Genomic DNA, 21526 nt, shown 5'->3' on the forward strand with positions numbered 1-21526 from the left:
AGACACAGACATGAGTGACATCAGGAACAGCACCCCTGGCGGCGAGGACTACGAGCCCCAGATCTCCGTGGCCAGCACCGACGCGGTCGGCCTCGCTGCCGGCGGCTCGGCGGCCCCGCTGCCCGGCGAGGACAAGTCCTACAGCCAGGGCCAGCTCGTCGCGCGCCGGTTCTTCCGGCACCGCGCGGCGCTCAGCTCGATGATCGTGCTCGGCATCATCATCATCGTGGCCTTCACCTCGATCGGCATCGGCCCGATCCCTGGCTGGTGGCCCAACAACTACACGCTCCAGTACGACAAGATCGGGGACGGCGCGCCCACCTGGCAGTACCCGTTCGGCCAGGACACCGGCGGCAAGGACTACTTCGCCCTGGTCATGCGCGGCACCCAGTTCTCGCTGATCATCGCGTTCGCCGTGGGCATCATCTCCACCATCGTGGGCACGCTGATCGGAGCCCTGGCGGGCTTCTACCGGGGCTGGGTCGAGTCGGTGCTCATGCGCCTGACCGACGTCTTCATCGTCATCCCGCTGCTGGTGATCGCCGCCGTGCTGGGCAAGACCGCGTCGGGCTGGGGCATCTGGGGCCTGGCCCTGGTGCTCGGCCTGGTCACCTGGACGAGCCTCGCGCGCCTGGTGCGCGGCGAGGTGCTCTCGCTGCGCGAGCGCGACTTCGTGCTCGCCGCCCAGGCCGTCGGGACGAGCCCGTGGCGCATCATCAGCAAGCACGTGCTGCCCAACGCCGTCGGCGTGATCATCGTGTCCGCGACGCTCTCGATCTCCAGCGCGATCCTCCTGGAGACCTCGCTGAGCTTCCTCGGGTTCGGCGTCCAGCCGCCCGACACCTCGCTCGGCACGCTGATCTCCGAGTACCAGGCCGCCTTCACAACCCGGCCGTGGCTGTTCTGGTGGCCGGGCCTGATGATCCTGGCCATCGCCCTGTGCGTGAACTTCATCGGCGACGGCCTGCGCGACGCGTTCGACCCCCGCCAGAACCGGAGCAAGGACTGAAGATGACGACTCTCGACATCAGCGCGCCGGGTTCCGCCTCGGCGACCGGCGACGCCGTCCTCTCCTTCGAGGACCTCAACGTCACGTTCAAGACCGAGTTCGGCGACGTGCACGCCGTCAAGGGCATCGACCTGGAGGTCCGGCCCGGTGAGGTCGTCGCGCTCGTGGGTGAGTCCGGCTCGGGCAAGTCCGTCACCTCGATGACGGCGCTCGGCCTGCTGCCCCGCAACGCGCGCGTCGGCGGCACCATCCGCGTGGGCGACAAGGTCGTGGGCGGGCTGGACGGCCGGGGCCTGCGCAACATGCGCGGCAACGACGTGGCCATGGTCTTCCAGGAGCCCATGACCGCGCTGAACCCCGTGCTCACGATCGGCGACCAGCTCACCGAGGGCCTGCAGCTGCACGGCATCGCGTTCGGCAAGCAGGCCATGGCGCGGGCGGCCGAGCTGCTCGCCATGGTCGGCATCCCCGAGCCCGAGCGCCGGCTCAAGCAGTATCCGCACGAGCTCTCCGGCGGTCAGCGCCAGCGCGTGGTCATCGCCATGGCCATCGCGTGCGACCCCAAGGTGATCATCGCCGACGAGCCCACCACGGCTCTCGACGTGACCGTGCAGGCCGACATCCTCGACCTGCTGCGCTCGCTCAAGGACAAGCTGAACACCGGCATCCTGCTGATCACCCACAACATGGGTGTCGTCGCGGACATGGCCGACCGCGTCGCCGTCATGCTCAAGGGCGACCTCGTGGAGACAGGCACCGCCGACCAGGTGCTCAACCACCCGCGGCACGAGTACACCAAGCGCCTGCTGGCCGCCGTGCCCCACCTGGGCTCCGGGCCGGGCCAGTTCGGCGACGTCGCCCCGGTCGAGGCGGCGCCCGAGGACCTGCCGGCGCTCGACCTCGGCAACCTCGTCATCGAGTACCACCGGTTGGGCAAGCCCACCTTCCGGGCCGTCGACGACGTGTCGCTGGCCGTGGCGCAGGGCGAGATCGTGGGCCTGGTGGGCGAGTCGGGTTCCGGCAAGTCCACCATCGCCAAGTGCGCGCTGGGGCTCATCCCCGCGGCCTCCGGCTCGGTGTCGATCCTCGGGTCCGACTTCGGCAAGCTGCGCGGCAAGGAGCTCAAGGCCCTGCGCAAGCGCATCGGCGTCGTGTTCCAGGACCCGGCGTCGTCGCTCAACCCGCGCCTGCCGATCGGCGACGTGATCGCCGAGCCGCTCGTGGTGCACAAGGAGGGTGACGACAAGTCGCGCCGGCGTCGCGTGCTGGAGCTGCTCGACGCCGTCGAGCTGCCGCGCAGCGTCTTCAACCGGTACCCGCACGAGCTCTCCGGCGGTCAGCGCCAGCGCGTGAGCATCGCCCGTGCGCTCACGCTCGACCCCGAGCTGCTGGTCGCCGACGAGCCGACGTCGGCCCTGGACGTGTCCGTGCAGGCCAACGTGCTCAAGATGTTCACGGCGCTCCAGGAGCGGTACAAGTTCGCCTGCCTCTTCGTGAGCCACGACCTCGCGGTGATCGACCTGCTGGCCCACCGCGTGGTGGTGCTGCAGAACGGCCGGATCGTGGAGCAGGGCCCGCGCGAGGAGGTGCTGCACCACCCCCGCGAGGAGTACACGCAGCGGCTCATCGCGGCCGCCCCCGTGCCGGAGCCGCTGGAGCAGCGGCGCCGTCGCGAGGCGCGCCACGCGCTGCTGAACAAGCTCGGCGACGACGTCGCGGAGCTGCACATCGAGGACGACTACGAGCGGCCCCGTCCGAAGCAGGACGAGGGTGGCAATCCCTCCGGCCTGGGCGGCTTCATGGCCGACGGCGGGAACTGACCCGCCCGGTTGACGTGTCAGACCCTCGGATCACCCCGGTGACCTGAGGGTCTGACACGTTCCGGCTACTCCGCGGCGTCCACCGTGATGCGGACCTCGCCGGGGTTCAGCCGCGTCTCGGCCTCGCTCCAGGCTGCCTCGTCGCGCAGCCACACCTGGTCGTCCACGTGCACCTCGACCGCCTGCGTGGCCTGCGCCGTCGCGACGGCCCACTGGGCGGTGGCCCAGGCGCCGCGCACCGGGTCGTCGGGCGTCAGCGGCGCCGCGTCCACCGTCACGGTCGCCGATGCCGGGTCCTGCCGGTTGGGGTCCGCCGCACCGGTCGCGGGTGCGAGCCCGAGGTCCCGGCCCAGGCGGCCCGCCACGACGTCGCGGGCGGCCTCGGGGGCGATCTGGTCCCCGTCGGCCACCGGGGCGAGCTCGCAGGACAGGGCGGCGGGGGAGTTGCCCGTGAGGGCGGAGGCCCAGGCGCGCGACCGCGTCTCGTGCTGGGCGTACGCGTCGGGGTAGGCGGAGCGCTGCACCGTCTGCGCGGCGTCCGTCACCTCCATGTCCTCGTACCCCTCGACCTCGATGAGCACGTCGTAGAAGGCGTTGGTCGAGTAGGCCGGGTCGAGGATCTCGTCGACGGTGCCCCAGCCCTGGGACGGCCGCTGCTGGAACAGCCCCACGGAGTCGCGGTCGCCGTAGTCGATGTTGATGAGCTTGGACTCCTGCAGCGCCGTGGCCAGGCCGATCGTGGCCGCCCGGGCGGGCAGGCCGCGGGCCACCGCGGTGCCGGCGACGAGCGCCGCGTTGTCCGCCTGGTCGGGCGAGAGGTACCAGTTCGCGTCCTCCAGCACCGCCGTGCAGCGCTCGGTGACGGGACCGGAGCCCGCGAGGCGGTTCAGACCCACGACGACGCCCACCGTCGCGACCACGCACACCGCCCCGACCGCCACGACGTACTTCAGGGCGCGACCGACCGACCGCGGCGGCGTGGGGCCGTCTGCGGGTGGCGGGACCGACGAACCGGTCTCAGCCAGGAGGGCCATGCGAGCTCCCTGTCGTCCGGGGCGGTATCAGGAGGGCCACGAATTGTAATCCGCCTGGTCAGGGATGGTGCAAAACGGGGACGGGTGCCTCAGTTGGCGTGCAGCACCTCGTTGAGCTCGATGCCGACGCCGGTCCGGTCGAGCACCTCGACGGCGCCCGTGGTCGAGTTGCGCCGGAACAGCAGGTTGCTCCGGCCCGCGAGGTCGCGCGCCTTGACCGGGGCGGTGCCGTCGCCGTACGGGTCGGCCGCCGCGCCGAGCACCGTCACCTTGGTGCCCGCCGTGAGGTACAGGCCGGCCTCGACCACGCAGTCGTCGCCGAGGGGGATGCCGAGGCCCGCGTTGGCGCCCAGCAGGCAGCGCTCGCCGAGCGACACGACCTGCTTGCCGCCGCCGGACAGGGTGCCCATGATCGACGCGCCGCCGCCGACGTCGGACCCGTCGCCGACCGTGACGCCCGCGGAGATGCGGCCCTCGACCATGGACGTGCCGAGCGTGCCCGCGTTGAAGTTGACGAAGCCCTCGTGCATCACGGTCGTGCCGGGCGCGAGGTACGCGCCGAGGCGGACGCGGTCGGCGTCGGCGATCCGGACGCCCGACGGCACGAGGTAGTCGACCATGCGGGGGAACTTGTCGACGCCGAAGACGGTGACGTGGCCGCGGGCCCGCAGGCGCAGGCGGGTCTCCTCGAAGCCGTCCACGGCGCACGGGCCGGCGCTGGTCCAGACCACGTTCGTCAGGGCCCCGAAGATCCCGTCCATGTTGAGCCCGTGCGGGCGGACCAGGCGGGCGGACAGCAGGTGGAGCCGCAGGTACGCGTCGGAGACACTCTTGGGCGGGTCGGCGAGGTCGATCTGCGTGGTCACGACCTCCAGCCGGACCCGTCGCACGTCGTCGGTGCCGGCGGCCGCGGCGAGCGACTCGGGCGGCGTGGCGCCGGCGGGCGCGTCGCCGAGGGCGGGCGCCGGGTACCAGGTGTCGAGGGTGGTGCCGTCGTCGGCGATCGTGGCAAGGCCGAAGCCCCATGCGGTCGTCATGCGTCCAGCCTAACGGCCACGGGGAGCCCATAGGCTTGCCCTGTGGACACCGCGATCGACCCTGCCCTGCTCGACCCGTCCGGTGCGGGGGCCGACCTCGTCGCCCTCACCCGGATCCTCTGCGACATCCCGTCCGTCAGCGGCGACGAGAAGGCCCTCGCCGACGCGATCGAGGCGGTCCTGCGCGACTGCCCGCACCTGGAGGTGCTGCGCGACGGCGACGCCCTGGTGGCCCGGACGCACCTCGGCCGCGACCGGCGTGTGGTCGTGGCCGGGCACATCGACACGGTGCCGATCGCGGACAACCTGCCGACGCGCCTGGTCGAGGGGGCCGACGGTACGGGCCCCGACGGCGGGTCGGACGCCGTCCTCTGGGGCCGCGGCACCGTCGACATGCTGGGCGGCGTCGCCGTGGCCCTCGCGCTGGCGGCCGAGCTCGGGGCGCCCGGCACCGCCCCCGCCCACGACCTGACGTGGATCTTCTACGACCACGAGGAGGTGGACTCCGCGCTGAACGGCCTGGGCCGGCTGGCGCGCAACCACCCCGAGCTGCTGCGGGGCGACTTCGCGATCCTGGGGGAGCCCTCGAACGCGGGGATCGAGGGCGGCTGCAACGGCACGATGCGCGTCGAGGTGCGCACGCACGGCGTCGCCGCGCACTCGGCGCGGGCCTGGACGGGCGAGAACGCGATCCACGCGGTCGCGCCCGTGCTGACCCGGCTGGCGGCCTACGAGCCGCGCGAGGTCGAGGTGGACGGGCTGGTCTATCGCGAGGGCCTCAACGCCGTGCGGATCGAGGGCGGCATCGCGGGCAACGTGATCCCTGACGCGTGCACGGTGGAGGTGAACTACAGGTTCGCCCCCTCGCGGTCCGTCGCGGAGGCGGAGGCCCACCTGCGGGAGGTCTTCGACGGTTTCGAGGTCCTCGTGACGGACGCCGCCGGCGGCGCCCGCCCGGGTCTCGACGACCCGCTGGCGGCGCAGTTCGTGAAGTCGGTGCTGGCCACGACGGGTGGCGCCCCGGCCCCCAAGTACGGGTGGACCGACGTCGCCCGGTTCTCGGAGCTGGGGGTGCCCGCGGTGAACTTCGGGCCCGGCGACCCGCTGCTCGCGCACAAGGACGACGAGCACCTGCCGGTCGCGCAGCTCGCGCAGTGCCGCGACGCGCTGCGAGCCTGGCTCCTGGACGACTAGTTTGGACGCATGAGCGACGACGGCATTCCACAGTCCGGCCGCGGCTATCGCCGTGGGCCGGTGCTCCTGCGCGGGAACCAGATTCCGCGTACCACGACGGATCAGCGCCTCCTGGCCTCCGACCAGGACACCGACTGGTTGCACTCCGACCCGTGGCGGGTGCTGCGCATCCAGAGCGAGTTCGTCGAGGGGTTCGGCGCGCTGGCCGAGCTCGGCCAGGCCGTCTCGGTGTTCGGCTCGGCCCGCACCAAGCCGGGGCACGCGGACTACGCCGCCGGTGAGACCGTGGGCCGGCTGCTCGTCGAGGCCGGCTACGCCGTGATCACGGGTGGCGGGCCCGGCATCATGGAGGCCGCGAACAAGGGCGCCGCCGAGGCGGGCGGCACGTCCGTGGGCCTCGGTATCGAGCTGCCCTTCGAGCAGGGTGTGAACGAGTACGTAAATCTCGGAATCAACTTCCGCTACTTCTTCGCGCGAAAGACGATGTTCCTGAAGTACGCACAGGGATTCATCGTCATGCCGGGCGGTTTCGGCACCTTCGACGAGCTCTTCGAGGCCGTCACCCTGGTGCAGACGCACAAGGTCACCCAGTTCCCGATCGTCCTGGTGGGAAAGAAGTACTGGGGCGGGCTCCTGGAGTGGGTCCGGACGACGGCGCTCGAGCACGGTGTCATCAGCGCCGCCGATCTCGACATCATCCATCTGACCGACGACCCGGCCGACGCGGTGCGGCACGTGGTCGACCGGGCCCACCAGATCGCGGCGGAGCAGGCAGCCCTGCAGGCGGCGGTGGCCGCCGAGCGCGCCACCGAGCAGGCGTCTGTCGCGGGCCGGCACGACGTCGTCGTGGGCAACTCCTAGGTGGACCGCCCGGAGACGGCGGCCGGTGTGGTCCCGCCGCCGTCCGAGCGGCTGGTGCTGCGCGGGCGCGACGTGGGGCGGGCCGGCCGCGAGGTGCGCCCGGTCGTGATGGCGGTGCTCAACCGCACCACCGACTCGTTCTACGCGCCCGCCCGGCTGCCCGACGACGCCGCGGCGCTGGCCGCCGCGGAGCGCGCCTGGGCCGACGGCGCCGAGATCCTCGACGTCGGCGGCGTGCGGGCGGGCAACGGCGCCCCCGTCGACGAGGCCGAGGAGATCCGGCGCGTCGTGCCGTTCGTGGCGGCCGTGCGCCGTGCCGTGCCCGACCTGCTGGTGTCGGTCGACACGTGGCGCGCGGGGGTGGCCCGCGCCGCGATCGACGCCGGCGCGGACCTGATCAACGACACCTGGGCCGGGCACGACCCCGGCCTCGTGGAGGTGGCGGGCGCCGCCGGCGTCGGCGTCGTCTGCTCGCACACCGGCGGTGCCGTGCCGCGCACCGACCCGTACCGCGTGGAATACCCCGACACGGGGGAGCGGGACGGCCGCGACGGGCTCGTGGCCGACGTCGTGGCGACCCTGCGGGCCGCCGCGGAGCGGGCCGTCGCGTGCGGCGTGCCGCGCGAGTCCGTGCTCGTGGACCCGACCCACGACTTCGGCAAGAACACGTGGCACTCGCTGCATCTCCTGCGCCGCACCGAGGCGCTCGCCGGACTCGGTTTCCCCCTGCTCATGGCGCTCTCCCGCAAGGACTTCGTGGGGGAGACGCTCGACCTGCCGCCCGAGGAGCGCCTGGAGGGCACGCTGGCCGCGACGGCGGTGGCCGCGTGGCTCGGCGCGCGGGTCTTCCGGGCCCACGACGTGGCCGCGACGCGCCGCGTGCTCGACCTCGTGGCGGCCCTGCGCGACGAGGCGCCACCGGCCGCCGCCCTGAGGGGTCTTGCCTGAGCCCACGCACGATTCGACTCCCTTCCGGGCACCCGGTCGGGTGAACGGCCGACGAATGGGCGAGTGGAAAGTAAGGGGCGTCATTTGAACTAGAATGGGTCTGTGCCCTCGGCGTTCGCCGGAGACATGAATGCTGCTACACACCGGACAACGGAATGGGAGAGCCACACATGGCTGCGATGAAGCCGCGAACGGGTGACGGACCGCTCGAGGTCACCAAGGAGGGGCGCGGCATTGTCATGCGTGTGCCGCTCGAGGGCGGCGGTCGGCTCGTCGTCGAGCTCAACGCGACCGAGGCCAGCGAGCTCGGAGACGCTCTCCAGACCGTCGTCGGCTGACCGGCCGACCCGGTCTCCAGTCTTTCGGCGGCCGTCCGTCGCGAGAACCGGCCTCTCGGCGGGTCAGCGGCGGACGGCCAGCAGCAGCCCGTCCCCGCTCGGCAGCATGGCGGGCAGCACCCGCTCGTCGTTCCGCAGCGTCCGGCCCACCTCGCGCACCACGGTGGTGAGCTCGTCGCGGCGTGCGGGGTCCGCCACCCGGTCCCGCAGCAGGGCGCTGTCGACGGCGAGCACGCCGCCCGGGCGCAGCAGTCGCAGGGCCTCGTCGACGTACTCGGGGTACGCCAGCGGGTCGCTCGCCACGAGCACCAGGTCGTAGGCGCCGTCCGCCAGCCGGGGCAGCACGTCCCCGGGCCGCCCGGGGATGATGCGGGTGCGGTGCGGGGCCACGCCGTCCTCCACGAACGCCGCCCGCGCGGCGCGCTGGTGCTCCACCTCCCGGTCGATGGTGGTGAGCTGGCCGTCCTGCGGCATGCCCCGCAGCAGCCAGAGCGCGGCCACCCCGGCCCCGGTGCCGACCTCCACCACGGCGTGCGCGTTCGTGGCGGCCGCGAGCACCCGGAGCACCGCCCCGACCCCGGGCAGCACGGCGGTGCAGCCCAGCTCCGCGGCGCGTTCGCGGGCGCGCAGCAGCACCTCGTCCTCGGGGACGAAGGCCTCGCTGTAGACCCAGGCCGCGACCCTGCCGTGGCCTGACGGCTCCGCTGTGCTGATGGCTTCCTCCGCTGAACCGGGCAGTTGTGTACATCACGTGCGGCGTCAGGGTACAGCCCGTGGGAACGCCTGGGCTTTGACGTACGTTGAGAGGACGATGACTTCTGTGAGCACTCACCCAGCAGCAGACGCGACCGCGTCGGTACCCTCCGGGGCCGGCGCGGCAGACCTGCCCTGGCAGCCGCCTACCTGGGAAGAGATCGTGCGCGAGCACTCCGCGCGCGTCTACCGGCTCGCCTATCGTCTGACCGGCAACAAGCAGGACGCCGAGGACCTGACGCAGGAGACCTTCATCCGGGTGTTCCGTTCGCTGTCGAGCTACACGCCGGGCACGTTCGAGGGCTGGCTGCACCGCATCACCACCAACCTGTTCCTGGACCAGGCGCGCCGCAAGAAGCGCATCCGCATGGAGGCGATGGGTGACGACGACGGCCACGTCGCCGACACCGGCGACTTCGGCCGGCCGGAGCGCGGGTACGAGCACGCCAACCTCGACCAGGACGTGCAGCGCGCGCTCGACGCCCTGCGCCCCGAGTACCGCGCGGCCGTGGTGCTGTGCGACATCGAGGGCCTGAGCTACGAGGAGATCGCCGTGACCCTGGGCGTCAAGCTCGGCACCGTGCGCTCCCGGATCCACCGCGCCCGCGCCCAGCTCCGCGACGCGCTGGAGCACCTCGCGCCGACGCGCGGGGGCGTGCGATGAGCCACCTCGGTGACCTGGTCAGCGCGCTGGCCGACGGGCAGCTCTCGCCCGCGGAGACGGAGCGCGCGCTCTCCCACGTGACGATGTGCCGCCTGTGCGCCCGCGAGCTCGACACGGCGCGCGCCGCCCGGCGGGCGCTCTCGTCGGCCGCCGACGTGGTGCCCGACCCGGCCCTCACCGCCCGCCTCATGGCGCTCCAGGCCAGCATCCCGTCCACGGACGAGGACCCGCTGCGCCGGCCGTTCCTGGGTCCGGACCCGCTCGCCGCGCCGGTGTGGCAGGCCTCGGGGTTCGGCGACTTCGACGGGCGGATCGACCGCCCGGCCCGCCGCCGCAGGACCGCCCGGATCACCGCGCTCGGCGTCGGCGGCGCCGGTGTGCTGGGCCTCGCCCTCTTCACGCTCGGCGACGTGCCCGTGGTGTCCCCGCAGCTCTCCGCGCAGACCAGCATGACGATGCTCGGCCGGACGGGGCCGGACGCCGCGGCGGCCGGCCAGGACGTGCTCGCGGAGCTCGACGTGGACCCCGGCCAGGTCACGCCCGCCGCGCTCGACTGGGCCGCGGACAACGGCTGGGTGGCGCCCGCCGACCTGCCCGACGGTTACACGGTCTCAGCGATGCGCCTGGTGGGCGAGCAGGGTCAGACGCTGGAGATCGACCTCACCGGGCCCTCGGGGCACGCCGTGGTGCGCGAGCGCGCCGGGCAGCTCGCCCAGGGCGGTACGACGGTCGGCGGCGTCCAGGTGCTCGCCACGGAGCCCGCGCACGTGGCGTGGCAGTCCGACGACATGGTGGTCGACGTCGTCGCCGACGCGCCGGAAGAGGTACTGACCGAGCTCGTGGCGTCGTTCGGTGAGCATGGCTACGATGCCGGGGTCCTGCCCCGCATCGCCCGCGGGTGGCACACCGTGACAGGAGCCATCGAAAGCCCATGACCGACGAGAACCCGTTCGCGCCTCCTACACCGCGCGCAGCAGTGCCCCCCGCGAACGAGCCGACGCCGGCCGCGGGGAGCACGCCCGAACCCGCGCCCGCGGGGACGCCGGCAGAGCAGCCGGCCGCCGGACGCCCGACGGAGCAGCTCCCGGCGCAGCACGCCCCGGCCCAGCCGGTCCCGCCGGTCCCGCCGACGCAGGCTCAGCCGACCCAGCAGCTCCCGACGACGGGCTACCTGACCACGATCCCCGCGCCGTCCGGCGCCGGGCAGGACGCGCACGAGGGCTCCGAGCACGCGTCCCACGCGGGGACCGCCCCGTACGGCACGGCGCAGCCGCCCCGGTCGCGCCGGAGCCGGCTCGGCGCCGGCGCGGTGTCCGCCGTCGTGCTGCTGGGCCTGCTCGCCGGTGCCGGCGGCGGCGTCGGCGCCTACGCGCTCCTGGACGCCCGCGGGACGGCGCGCCCGGCCGACGCCGCGCTGCCCCAGCCCGCCGCGGGCACCACCCACGTGGACCGCCCGGAGGGCTCGGTGGCCGCGATCGCCGCGGCCGCGCTGCCGAGCGTGGTGTCGATCGAGGTGCGCGCCCAGCAGGGCGTGGCCACCGGGTCGGGCATGATCCTCAAGTCCGAGGGCTACATCCTCACCAACAACCACGTGGTCGCCGAGGCGGCCTCGGGGGCGGACGTGACGGTCACCTTCTCGGACGGCCACGAGCAGCCCGCCGAGCTGGTGGGCGCCACGCCGGACTACGACCTCGCCGTCATCAAGGTCGACGAGACGGGGCTGGAGCCGCTCGTGCTGGGCGACTCCGACGACGTCGTGGTCGGCGACTCGGTCCTCGCCGTCGGCTCGCCGCTGGGCCTGGAGGCCACGGTGACCACCGGCATCGTCAGCGCGCTGCACCGCCCGGTCAAGGCGGGGGAGTCCGCGGAGGCGGCGTTCATCGACGCCATCCAGACGGACGCCGCGATCAACCCGGGCAACTCCGGCGGCCCGCTCGTCAACTCGGCGGGCGAGGTGATCGGCATCAACTCCGCGATCGCGCAGGGGCCGGGCACCACCACGGCCACCGGCAACATCGGCCTCGGTTTCGCCATCCCGTCCAACCAGGCACGGCACACGGCGGAGCAGCTCATCGAGACCGGCTCCGCGACGTTCCCGATCATCGGCGTGCTGCTGGACCCCAGCTACCAGGGCGAGGGCGTCCAGGTGTCGCAGGAGGCCCAGCAGGGCACGCCCGCGGTGACGCCGGACGGCCCCGCCGACCAGGCGGGCATCAAGCCCGGCGACGTGATCCTCGCGGTCGACGGCCGGCCGGTGTCCGTGGCCGACGAGCTCATCGTCGCGATCCGCGCCAAGGCGCCCGGCGACCCGGTGACGCTCCAGGTGCGCTCCGGGAACGACGAGCGCGAGGTCCGCGTGGTGCTCGAAGAGCGGTCGAGCGGCCAGTGAACGGGATTCATCCGGCGTTCTCCGGGCCGTCCCGCGACGCGAGTAGGCTCTGACCCGTGTTCGGTATCAACGGCTGGGAGTTCGTGATCATCGTCGTGATCGCGATGCTCGTCATCGGCCCGGAGCGGCTGCCCACCTACGCGGAACAGCTCGGCGCGATGGTGCGCCGCGGCCGCGACCTGCTCCAGAACGCCAAGGCCCGCGTCGACGACGAGCTCGGGCCGGAGTTCAGCGACGTCGACTGGTCCAAGCTCGACCCGCGCCAGTACGACCCGCGCAGGATCGTGCGGGACGCGCTCATGGACGACAGCCCGTCCGACTACACCCGGTCCGCCGCCGCGCGGGCCGCGGACGGGGTGGCGGCCCGCAACGGCATGTCAGCGACGTCGGCCGGACCGGCCGCGGAACCCGGGAAGGCGCCGTACGACGACGAAGCGACCTGAGGATTCGGTGAGCGCGCATGGACCTGCCAGAATGTTGGCCATGTCGTCCCACACCCCGACCGCGCCGGACACCGCTGCCGTGGCCGACCACCCCACCCGGAAGCGCATCTTCTCCGGGATGCAGCCGACCGACGGCTCGCTCCACCTGGGCAACTACATCGGTGCCCTGTCCCAGTGGATCGCGCTGCAGGACTCCTACGACGCGCTCTACTGCGTCGTCGACCTGCACGCGCTGACGGTCAACCCCGACCCGGCGCTGCTGCGCGAGCGCACCCGCCGCACCGCGGCGCAGTACCTGGCCGGCGGCATCGACCCGGAGCGGTCCATCCTCTTCGTGCAGTCGCACGTGGCGGCACACGCCGAGCTGGCGTGGCTGCTGAGCTGCCAGACCGGGTTCGGCGAGGCCGGGCGCATGACGCAGTTCAAGGACAAGTCCGCGAAGCAGGGCAGCGAGGGCACCACGGTCGGGCTCTTCACCTACCCCGTGCTGATGGCGGCCGACATCCTGCTGTACGACGCCGGCCTGGTCCCCGTGGGCGAGGACCAGCGCCAGCACCTGGAGCTCACCCGCGACCTCGCGGAGCGGCTGAACACCCGCTTCGGCGCGGGTACCGCCGTCGTGCCGGACGCGCACATCGTCAAGGCCGTGGCGAAGATCCAGGACCTGCAGGACCCCAGCGCCAAGATGAGCAAGTCCAGCACGGGCGGCAAGGGCGTCGTATGGCTGCTGGAGGACCCGAAGAAGGCGGTCAAGGCCATCAAGTCGGCCGTGACCGACGCCGACGAGTCCTACGGCGTGCGCTTCGACCCGGCGGAGAAGCCGGGCATCTCGAACCTGCTGACGATCTTCTCGGCCGTGACCGGCCGCGACATCGACGCGATCGCCAAGGAGTACGACGGCCGCGGCTACGGCTACCTCAAGGTGGACCTGGCCGACGCCGTCGTCGCGTTCCTCGAGCCGTTCCAGGACCGGGCGAACACGTACCTCGCGGACCCCGCGCAGCTCGACAAGGTGCTGGCCGACGGCGCCGACCGGGCCCGCGCGATCGCCCGCCCGGTGCTGGACCGGATGTACGAACGGTTCGGGCTGCTGCCCGCGCGAGGCGAACGGTGAACCTCCCCGAGCGCGGACCGGGCCAGGTCCGCATCGGGATCGCGATCGAGATCCCGGAGCCCTACGCCGCGCAGCTCAGCGCGGCGCGGGTGGCTGCCGACGACCCGCTCGCGAACTTCATCCCTCCGCACATCACGCTGCTGGGACCCACGCTGCTCGACGCCGGGCGGCTCGCCGAGGCGCGGGAGCACCTGGCGGCGGTGGCCGCGGCCGCGCCGCCGTTCACCGTGCGGCTGCGCGGCACGGCCACCTTCCGGCCCATCTCGCCGGTGGTGTTCGTGGCGCTGGCGCAGGGCATCTCCGAGTGCGAGCGGCTCGAGGCGAGCGTGCGCTCGGGGATCCTGGACGGTGAGCTGCGGTTCAACTACCACCCGCACGTGACCATCGCGCACGAGGTGCCGGACGCCGACCTCGACAAGGCGTTCGACGCGATGGCGGACTACTCCGCGGACTTCGACGTCGACCGGTTCTACCAGTACGAGCACGGTGACGACGGGATCTGGCGACCACAGGCGGCGTTCCCCCTCGGCGTCTAGTCTCGTCGCGATGAGGCGGCTGATCGAGTGGGGGCAGGCGCTCTGGGCGCGCTGGGAGGCGACCCGTCCCGGCCGGGCACTGACCCGGTTCAACACGGCGAACGGCGCCGTGCTCAGCGGGGGCATGGCCTACGCCGCCCTGTTCTCCCTGTTCGCGGCCCTCGCGATCGGCTACACCGTGTTCGTGCGGGTGCTCGGCGGCGACGCCGACCTGCGGGTCGCGGTGCTGGACCAGATCGACACGTGGATCCCGGGGCTGGTCGACACCGGCAGCGGCGGGGTGCTGTCGCCGAACGATCTCGTGATCTCCACCGGCCTGAGCTGGACCTCGGCCGTGGCGGCGCTGGTGCTGCTGTGGTCCGCCACGAACTTCATGGGCGCGCTGCGCACGTCGGTGCGCGCGATGTTCGGGGAGATCGACGGGCACGGCAACCCGGTGACCGACCGCCTGCGGCAGCTCCTCGGGTTCGTGCTGCTCGGCGTCGGCGTCCTCGTCACGGCGGCGGCCAGCGTGGCCGTCTCGGCGGCGGTGCCCTGGACGCTGGAGAGCCTGGGCCTGGACGGGGGCGCGGTGTCCCTCGCGGTACGCGTCGGCGGGGCCCTGGTGACCCTGGCGCTGGACGCGGTGGTCGTGGCCGCCGTGGTCCGGTACGTGGGCGGCGTGCGGCCCGCCTGGCGGGACCTGCTGCTCGGCTCGCTCGCGGTCGGCGTCGTCGCCGGCGCGCTGCGCTACCTCGGCACCGAGGTGATCTCGAACGCCGCCGCCCGCAACGCCCTGCTGGCGTCGTTCGCGGTGGTGGTGACCATCCTGGTCCTGGTCAACCTCCTGGCGAGGGTCCTGCTCATGGCCTGCGCCTGGATGGCCGACCCCGACCTTCCCGCCGGGCGAGGGAATGCGGACGGCTCGGGCACAGAAGAGCCGCGGGCGGAAGGTAGTGGCGGCCGGCCGTAAAGCCGTAGCGGAGCGCCCCCTGGGGCGCGTGAGCGAGGCCGGCCGCCACTACCTTCCGCCCGCGGCGGAAGCAACGCGAGGGCTCAGAATGCCCGAGTGATCATCGCGCGCTTGACCTCCTGGATCGCCTTCGTCACCTCGATGCCGCGGGGGCACGCCTCGGTGCAGTTGAAGGTCGTGCGGCAGCGCCACACGCCCTCCTTGTCGTTGAGGATCTCCAGGCGCTGCGTGCCACCCTCGTCACGGCTGTCGAAGATGAAGCGGTGCGCGTTCACGATCGCGGCCGGGCCGAAGTACTGGCCGTCCGTCCAGAACACCGGGCAGGACGACGTGCACGCGGCGCACAGGATGCACTTGGTGGTGTCGTCGAACTTCGCGCGGTCCTCGGGGGACTGGTAGCGCTCCTTGGAGGGCTCGTTCCCGGAGGTGATGAGGAACGGCATGATCTCGCGGTAGGAGGCGAAGAACGGCTCCATGTCGACCACGAGGTCCTTGACGACCGGCAGGCCCTTGATGGGCTCGACCGTGATCGGCTTGTCCGGGTTGACGTCCTTCAGGAGCGTCTTGCAGGCCAGGCGGTTACGGCCGTTGATCCGCATCGCGTCCGAACCGCACACCCCGTGGGCGCAGGAGCGGCGGAACGTGAGCGAGCCGTCCTCGTCCCACTTGATCTTGTGCAGGGCGTCGAGGATGCGGTCGGTGCCGTGCGCCTCGACGGTGAAGTCCTGCCAGGTGGCCTCGTCGGACACCTCGGGGTTGAACCGCCGGATGCGCAGCGTGACGGTGAACGAGGGGATCTCGCCGGCGGCGGGGGTGGGTGCGGCGGCTTCGAGTGTGGCAGTCATCAGTACTTACGCTCCATCGGCTCGTACCGGGTCTGGACGACGGGCTTGGAGCCCAGGACGACCTTGTAGCCGTCGAACTCCTCGACGTGGTCGAAGTAGCCCTCGACGTGACCCTCAGCCTGGTCGGACGCCGCGGTGGGGCGCCGGTAGGCCATGGTGTGCAGCATGTAGTTGGCGTCGTCGCGGTTCGGGAAGTCCTCGCGGTAGTGACCGCCGCGCGACTCCTTGCGGTTGATCGCCGCGACCACGGTGACCTCGGCGATGTCGAGCAGGAAGCCCAGCTCGATCGCCTCCAGCAGGTCGGTGTTGAAAAGCTTGCCCTTGTCCTGGACGGACGCGTTGCGGTAGCGCTTCTGCAGCTCGCGGATGTCGGCCAGGGCCGCGTTCAGCGAGTCGCCCGTGCGGAACACCTGGGCGTTGAGGTCCATGGTGTCCTGCAGCGCCTTGCGGATGTCCGCCACGCGCTCGCCGTCGGGCCGGTTGCGCATCTCGTCGAGCTGCTCGACCACGCGGACCGTCGGGTCCTCGGGGAGGTCGTGGAACGTCGCCGTCTTGGCGTACGCGGCGGCCGCACGGCCGGAGCGCTTGCCGAACACGTTGATGTCGAGCAGCGAGTTGGTGCCGAGGCGGTTGGAGCCGTGCACGGACACGCAGGCGACCTCACCGGCGGCGTAGAGGCCCTTGACCACGTTGACGCCGTCGCGGAGCACCTCGCCCTGGATGTTGGTCGGTACGCCGCCCATGGCGTAGTGCGCCGTGGGGTACACCGGGACGGGCTCGGTGTAAGGCTCGATGCCGAGGTAGGTGCGCGCGAACTCGGTGATGTCCGGGAGCTTGGCGTCGATGTGCGCCGGCTCCAGGTGCGTCAGGTCGAGCAGCACGTAGTCCTTGTTCGGACCGGCGCCGCGGCCCTCACGGACCTCGTTCGCCATGGACCGGGCCACGATGTCGCGGGGTGCGAGGTCCTTGATGGTGGGGGCGTAGCGCTCCATGAAGCGCTCGCCCTCGGAGTTGCGCAGGATGCCGCCCTCGCCGCGGGCCGCCTCCGACAGGAGGATGCCCAGGCCAGCCAGGCCTGTCGGGTGGAACTGGAAGAACTCCATGTCCTCCAGCGGCAGGCCGCGGCGGTACGCCAGCGCCATGCCGTCACCGGTCAGGGTGTGGGCGTTCGAGGTGGTCTTGAAGATCTTCCCGGCGCCGCCCGTGGCGAAGATGATCGCCTTGGCCTGGAACACGTGGATCTCGCCGGTGGCCAGGTCGTAGGCGACCACGCCGGTGGCGTTGACCTCCTCGCCGTCCGCGATCTCCTCGGTGGTGAGGTCGTGGTCGGTGATGAGGTCCAGCACGTAGAACTCGTTGAAGAACTCGACGTCCTGCTTGACGCAGTTCTGGTAGAGCGTCTGGAGGATCATGTGGCCGGTGCGGTCGGCGGCGTAGCACGCGCGGCGCACGGCGGACTGGCCGTGGTCACGCGTGTGCCCGCCGAACCGGCGCTGGTCGATCTTGCCCTCGGGGGTGCGGTTGAACGGGAGGCCCATCCGCTCCAGGTCGAGGACCGACTCGATGGCTTCCTTCGCGAGGATCTCGGCCGCGTCCTGGTCGACGAGGTAGTCGCCGCCCTTGACGGTGTCGAAGGTGTGCCATTCCCAGTTGTCGTCCTCGACGTTGGCGAGGGCCGCGGCCATGCCGCCCTGGGCGGCGCCCGTGTGGGAGCGGGTGGGGTACAGCTTGGAGATCACCGCGGTGCGGGCCTCCTTCGACGACTCGAGGGCGGCGCGCATTCCTGCGCCGCCGGCGCCGACGATCACGACGTCGTACTGATGGGTCTGCATCGGGCTCGATGCCTCCTGCTATGAGGTTCGGAGTGTGGGGCTGGGGGTGTGCCGGTCGTGCGGGAGCGCTAGGCCGTGCAGAAGGAGGCGAGCAGCTCCGCGGGAGCGTCCGGCGGGCACGGGTCGAACGTGAAGATCACGAGGGTGCCGAGCACGACCACGACGGTGAACGCCAGGAGCAGCAGGCCCTTGAGGATGCCGCGCGTCAGGTCCCGCGTCGCGTAGTCGTTGATGATGGTGCGCACGCCGTTGGTGCCGTGGATCATCGCGAGCCACAGCATGAGGAGGTCCCAGACCTGCCACAGCGGGCTCGCCCACTTGCCGGCCACGAAGCCGAAGTCGATGGCGTGCACGCCGTCGCCGACCATCAGGTTCACGAACAGGTGGCCGAAGATCAGGACGATCAGCACCACGCCGGACGCGCGCATGAAGACCCAGGAGTACAGCTCGTAGTTGCCGCGCGTCGTCTTGCGACGCACGTACGGGGAGCGGGGGGAGTCGATCTTGGCCACCGCAGCGGTTCCGTGTGCCATCAGTGACCCCCGGTGAAGACGTTGATGAGGTGGCGCGGCAGGAAGCCCGCCATCGTCACGACGAACAGGCCGACGACGACCCACAGCATGACCTTCTGGTACTTGGGGCCCTTGGCCCAGAAGTCCACCAGGATGATGCGGATGCCGTTGAAGGCGTGGAAGACGATCGCTGCCACGAGCCCGGCCTCGCCGAGCCCCATGATCGGGGTCTGGTACGTGCCGATCGCGGCGTTGTACGCCTCGGGGGACACGCGCACCAGGGCTGTGTCGAGCACGTGCACGAGCAAGAAGAAGAAGATCAGCACGCCGGTCACGCGGTGCGCGACCCACGACCACATGCCTTCGCGGCCGCGGTACAACGTGCCTGCTGGTGCGGTGGGCACTTCGGGAGCCTCCTATGGCTGTCCGGCTGGGGGGTGGCTGGTCCCCACTGTAATGACAAAGGTTCGCCTCGATCGCCGCCCGGCAGCCCTCGCGGGCATCAAGACACGGCATTTGTGACTGATCCCACAGGGGAGATGTCGTGGCTTCGGGCACCCGTCAGGTTGCTCGTGCGTTGCTGCCCGGACCCGCCCCTGGTATCAGCCAGGGTTCGCCCGGATTTCGGCGAGTTTTGGCTGCGGGGACACTGTCCGGCTGACATCCTGCGGGGCATGACTTCGGCCGCCGCCCTATCGTCCCCGATCGACGACTTCTTCGCAGTGGTACCCGCCGGTGGGTCCGGCACCCGGCTCTGGCCGCTGTCGCGCGGCGGGGAGCCCAAGTTCCTGCACGACCTCGTGGGATCGGGCCAGTCCCTGCTCCAGGCCACCGAGCGCCGGCTGCGCCCGCTGGCGGGGCCCGACGGCGTCGTCCTGGTCACCGGGGAGCAGCACGTCGCGGCCTGCCGCGCGCAGCTTCCCGGCCTGTCGGACGACGTGGTGCTCGCCGAGCCGTCGCCGCGCGAGTCGATGGCGGCGATCGGGCTGGCGGCGGCCGTCCTGGAGAAGCGGCACGGCGACGTGGTGGTCGGCTCGTTCGCCGCCGACCACGTGATCCACGGGACGCGTGCGTTCGAGCTGGCGGTCCGGGAGGCCGTGGCCGCCGCGCGCGCGGGCTACGTCACGACCGTGGGGATCGCCGCGTCGCGGCCGTCGACCGCCTTCGGGTACGTGCGCTCGGGGGAGCCGCTCGGCGTCGAGGGCGCGCCGCACACGCTGCACGTGCGCGGGTTCACCGAGAAGCCGGACGCCGCCACCGCGCGCGCCTACCTCGCCTCGGGCGAGTACCGCTGGAACGCGGGCATGTTCGTCTCGCGCACGTCCGTGCTGCTGGGGCACCTCGCCGAGCAGCGGCCCGCGCTGCACGACGGCCTGCGGACCGTCGCCGACGCGTGGGACACCCCGCGCCGCGCGGCCGTGCTCGCGGAGGTGTGGCCGGGCCTGGAGAAGATCGCGATCGACCACGCGGTGGCCGAGCCGGTCGCCGAGGCCGGCGGCGTCGCCGTCGTGCCCGGGACCTTCGGGTGGGACGACGTCGGGGACTACAACTCGCTGGCCGTGCTGCTGCCGTCCGACGACGACCGCGGCGCCAAGGTGCTCGGTGACCCCGGCGACGTGCTGCGCATCGAGAGCGCCGGCTCCGTGGTGGTCCCGGCGTCCGGCCGGCTGGTGACGGTGCTGGGGCTGGACGACGTCGTCGTCGTCGACACGCCCGACGCGCTCCTGGTGACCACGCGCGCACGTGCGCAACAGGTCAAGGACGTGGTCGCCGCGGTGCGCGAACGGGGCAGGGAGGATCTGCTCTGAATCAAGGATCTTTCCCTGATGTCTCACAGTTGTCCGCATGGTGGGACGCATCGCCCGTTGCCGTGTCTCGCGAGGCGGACGGCGCTACCGTGAGTGCGTGAACCCGACCCAGCAGCCCGTCAGTATTGCCGACTTCGATCAGATCGTTTCGCACGATCAGATGCCGGTCGGGGACGTGCCCGGGGGCAACGCGACGGACGTCGTCGCAGGTCTGGCGGCCCGGGTGGGCGAGCTGGCCGACGGGTTCGACGCGGAGCTGGTCGCGTTCCGCCGCGACGTGCACCGACACCCCGAGCTGTCGCGCCAGGAGATCCGCACCTCCGCGCTGCTGGTCGAGCGACTGCGGGCCGCCGGGCTGGACCCGCGCCCGCTGCCGACGGGCTCCGGCCTGGTCTGCGACATCGGTCCTGACCACGGGCCGGACGGCGAGGGCCGGGTGGGCCTGCGTGCCGACCTCGACGCGCTCCCGCTGCACGAGACGAGCGGCGTGGAGTTCGCCTCGACCCGGCCGGGCGTGGCCCACGCCTGCGGGCACGACGTGCACACCACCGTGGTGCTCGGCGCCGGTCTCGTGCTCGCCCGTCTCCAGGAGGAGGGACGGCTGCGCCGTGGCGTCCGGCTCTTCTTCCAGCCCGCCGAGGAGGTCTTCCCGGGTGGCGCGGAGGACATCATCAACAAGACCTCCGAGCTCGACGGCGTGGACCGCATGGCCGCGCTGCACTGCGACCCGAAGTTCGACGTCGGCCACGTGGGTACCCGCATCGGCCCCATCACGTCGGCGAGCGACTCCGTCATGGTGACCATCTCGTCGCCCGGCGGCCACACCTCGCGCCCACACCTCACCGGCGACGTCGTCTTCGCGCTCGGCCAGGTCATCACGCAGACGCCCGCCGTGCTCGGCCGGCGGCTGGACCCCCGCTCGGGCGTGAACCTCACGTGGGGCGCGGTCCAGGCAGGCTCGACGCCGAACGCGATCCCCTCGACCGGCATCCTGAAGGGCACGCTGCGCTGCCTCGACGTCCGCGCCTGGGAGAAGGCCGGCGAGCTGGTCCGCGAGGCCGTGGAGCAGGTCGTTGCCCCGTACCAGGTGGACATCTCGGTGACGGTGACGCACGGCGTGCCGCCCGTCGAGAACGAGGCGGAGGCCACAGGCGACCTCGAGGCGGCGATCCGGGACGCCGTCGGGCCCGACGCCGTGCAGCTCACCGAGCAGTCCATGGGCGGCGAGGACTTCGCCTGGTACCTGCGCAAGGTCCCGGGCACGATGGCGCGGCTCGGCGTGCGGACGCCGGGCGGCCGCACCTACGACCTGCACCAGGGGGACCTGGTCGTGGACGAGCGGGCGATCGGCGTCGGCGTAAGGACACTCGCCCAGTTCGCTGCCTCCTGAGCGAGAAGTGTTGCTGTCGATGACGCTTCGGTAACGACTTACTCCGG

22 protein-coding genes are annotated in these 21526 nt (G+C 72.1%); 15 read left to right on the forward strand and 7 right to left on the reverse strand.

Annotation, left to right across the window (positions count from 1 at the left end; genetic code table 11):
• The first annotated feature begins 10 nt into the window (after positions 1–10).
• Positions 11–1009 (forward strand): ABC transporter permease, encoded by a 999-nt coding sequence (locus tag ACZ7LE_RS06525; protein WP_470402495.1) that lies wholly within the window; start codon positions 11–13, stop codon positions 1007–1009.
• A 2-nt stretch (positions 1010–1011) separates the two neighbouring features.
• A complete protein-coding gene (locus ACZ7LE_RS06530) occupies positions 1012–2829 on the forward strand; it encodes an ABC transporter ATP-binding protein (protein ID WP_470402496.1) in 1818 nt (605 codons plus the stop codon).
• A gap of 65 nt (positions 2830–2894) precedes the next feature.
• Here ACZ7LE_RS06530 and ACZ7LE_RS06535 read toward each other — a convergent pair whose 3' ends face one another.
• Entirely contained in the window at positions 2895–3863 is a 969-nt protein-coding gene (locus tag ACZ7LE_RS06535) for a hypothetical protein (RefSeq protein ID WP_470402497.1), read from the reverse strand.
• Positions 3864–3952: 89 nt separating this feature from the next.
• Entirely contained in the window at positions 3953–4900 is a 948-nt protein-coding gene (dapD, locus tag ACZ7LE_RS06540; protein ID WP_397392557.1) for a 2,3,4,5-tetrahydropyridine-2,6-dicarboxylate N-succinyltransferase, read from the reverse strand.
• Between the two features lie 42 nt (positions 4901–4942).
• Here dapD and dapE point away from each other — a divergent pair, with 42 nt between their 5' ends.
• The 4 genes from dapE to ACZ7LE_RS06560 all read left to right on the forward strand — a co-directional run bounded on the left by dapE (position 4943) and on the right by ACZ7LE_RS06560 (position 8241).
• Positions 4943–6094, forward strand: a complete 1152-nt coding sequence (gene dapE / locus ACZ7LE_RS06545; RefSeq protein ID WP_470402498.1) for a succinyl-diaminopimelate desuccinylase — start codon at positions 4943–4945, stop codon at positions 6092–6094.
• 9 nt (positions 6095–6103) lie between these two features.
• Positions 6104–6955: an LOG family protein gene (locus ACZ7LE_RS06550; RefSeq protein ID WP_470402499.1), complete on the forward strand. Its 852-nt coding sequence runs from the start codon at positions 6104–6106 to the stop codon at positions 6953–6955.
• Positions 6956–7903 carry a dihydropteroate synthase gene (folP, locus tag ACZ7LE_RS06555; protein ID WP_470402500.1) on the forward strand — a complete coding sequence of 316 codons (948 nt, stop codon included), beginning with the start codon at positions 6956–6958 and terminating at the stop codon, positions 7901–7903. It begins immediately after the preceding gene.
• Between the two features lie 170 nt (positions 7904–8073).
• Positions 8074–8241 carry a DUF3117 domain-containing protein gene (locus tag ACZ7LE_RS06560; protein WP_084467633.1) on the forward strand — a complete coding sequence of 56 codons (168 nt, stop codon included), beginning with the start codon at positions 8074–8076 and terminating at the stop codon, positions 8239–8241.
• A gap of 63 nt (positions 8242–8304) precedes the next feature.
• On the opposite strand, the gene ACZ7LE_RS06565 is transcribed toward ACZ7LE_RS06560, so the two are convergent.
• On the reverse strand, positions 8305–8877 hold the full coding sequence (locus ACZ7LE_RS06565) for an O-methyltransferase (RefSeq protein WP_470402501.1): 573 nt from the start codon (positions 8875–8877) through the stop codon (positions 8305–8307).
• 175 nt (positions 8878–9052) lie between these two features.
• Here ACZ7LE_RS06565 and sigE point away from each other — a divergent pair, with 175 nt between their 5' ends.
• From sigE to ACZ7LE_RS06600, 7 genes are read left to right on the forward strand one after another with little or no spacing between them, the layout of a single operon-like run.
• Positions 9053–9658, forward strand: coding sequence for an RNA polymerase sigma factor SigE (sigE, locus tag ACZ7LE_RS06570; protein WP_470402502.1), 606 nt, complete (start codon positions 9053–9055; stop codon positions 9656–9658).
• Positions 9655–10593: a zf-HC2 domain-containing protein gene (locus tag ACZ7LE_RS06575; protein WP_470402503.1), complete on the forward strand. Its 939-nt coding sequence runs from the start codon at positions 9655–9657 to the stop codon at positions 10591–10593. Before sigE ends, ACZ7LE_RS06575 begins: the two co-directional genes overlap by 4 nt.
• On the forward strand, positions 10590–12047 hold the full coding sequence (locus ACZ7LE_RS06580; RefSeq protein ID WP_470402504.1) for a S1C family serine protease: 1458 nt from the start codon (positions 10590–10592) through the stop codon (positions 12045–12047). The genes ACZ7LE_RS06575 and ACZ7LE_RS06580 overlap by 4 nt, the downstream gene beginning before the upstream one ends.
• A gap of 56 nt (positions 12048–12103) precedes the next feature.
• Positions 12104–12490: a twin-arginine translocase TatA/TatE family subunit gene (locus tag ACZ7LE_RS06585; protein ID WP_470402505.1), complete on the forward strand. Its 387-nt coding sequence runs from the start codon at positions 12104–12106 to the stop codon at positions 12488–12490.
• A gap of 40 nt (positions 12491–12530) precedes the next feature.
• Entirely contained in the window at positions 12531–13604 is a 1074-nt protein-coding gene (gene trpS / locus ACZ7LE_RS06590) for a tryptophan--tRNA ligase (RefSeq protein WP_470402506.1), read from the forward strand.
• Complete coding sequence (locus ACZ7LE_RS06595) at positions 13601–14140, forward strand: 2'-5' RNA ligase family protein (RefSeq protein ID WP_470402507.1); 540 nt, start codon at positions 13601–13603, stop codon at positions 14138–14140. Before trpS ends, ACZ7LE_RS06595 begins: the two co-directional genes overlap by 4 nt.
• 10 nt (positions 14141–14150) lie before the next feature.
• Positions 14151–15092 carry a YihY/virulence factor BrkB family protein gene (locus ACZ7LE_RS06600; protein ID WP_470402508.1) on the forward strand — a complete coding sequence of 314 codons (942 nt, stop codon included), beginning with the start codon at positions 14151–14153 and terminating at the stop codon, positions 15090–15092.
• Positions 15093–15175: 83 nt separating this feature from the next.
• Here the strand turns inward: ACZ7LE_RS06600 and ACZ7LE_RS06605 are convergent, their stop codons facing one another.
• From ACZ7LE_RS06605 to sdhC, 4 genes are all read right to left on the reverse strand, one after another.
• Complete coding sequence (locus ACZ7LE_RS06605) at positions 15176–15937, reverse strand: succinate dehydrogenase iron-sulfur subunit (protein ID WP_470402509.1); 762 nt, start codon at positions 15935–15937, stop codon at positions 15176–15178.
• The gene (sdhA, locus tag ACZ7LE_RS06610; RefSeq protein WP_397392583.1) at positions 15937–17769 is read right to left on the reverse strand and encodes a succinate dehydrogenase flavoprotein subunit; all 1833 of its coding nucleotides are present in this window, start codon (positions 17767–17769) and stop codon (positions 15937–15939) included. Before sdhA ends, ACZ7LE_RS06605 begins: the two co-directional genes overlap by 1 nt.
• 68 nt (positions 17770–17837) lie before the next feature.
• Positions 17838–18302: a succinate dehydrogenase hydrophobic membrane anchor subunit gene (locus tag ACZ7LE_RS06615; RefSeq protein WP_377228863.1), complete on the reverse strand. Its 465-nt coding sequence runs from the start codon at positions 18300–18302 to the stop codon at positions 17838–17840.
• Positions 18302–18685, reverse strand: a complete 384-nt coding sequence (sdhC, locus tag ACZ7LE_RS06620; RefSeq protein ID WP_285102742.1) for a succinate dehydrogenase, cytochrome b556 subunit — start codon at positions 18683–18685, stop codon at positions 18302–18304. The genes ACZ7LE_RS06615 and sdhC overlap by 1 nt, the downstream gene beginning before the upstream one ends.
• A 270-nt stretch (positions 18686–18955) precedes the next feature.
• Here sdhC and ACZ7LE_RS06625 point away from each other — a divergent pair, with 270 nt between their 5' ends.
• Positions 18956–20089, forward strand: coding sequence for a mannose-1-phosphate guanylyltransferase (locus tag ACZ7LE_RS06625; protein WP_470402510.1), 1134 nt, complete (start codon positions 18956–18958; stop codon positions 20087–20089).
• Positions 20090–20249: 160 nt separating this feature from the next.
• The gene (locus tag ACZ7LE_RS06630; RefSeq protein WP_377233618.1) at positions 20250–21479 is read left to right on the forward strand and encodes an amidohydrolase; all 1230 of its coding nucleotides are present in this window, start codon (positions 20250–20252) and stop codon (positions 21477–21479) included.
• The last annotated feature ends 47 nt before the right edge of the window (positions 21480–21526 follow it).

The organism is Promicromonospora sp. NPDC110617 (assembly GCF_055598465.1).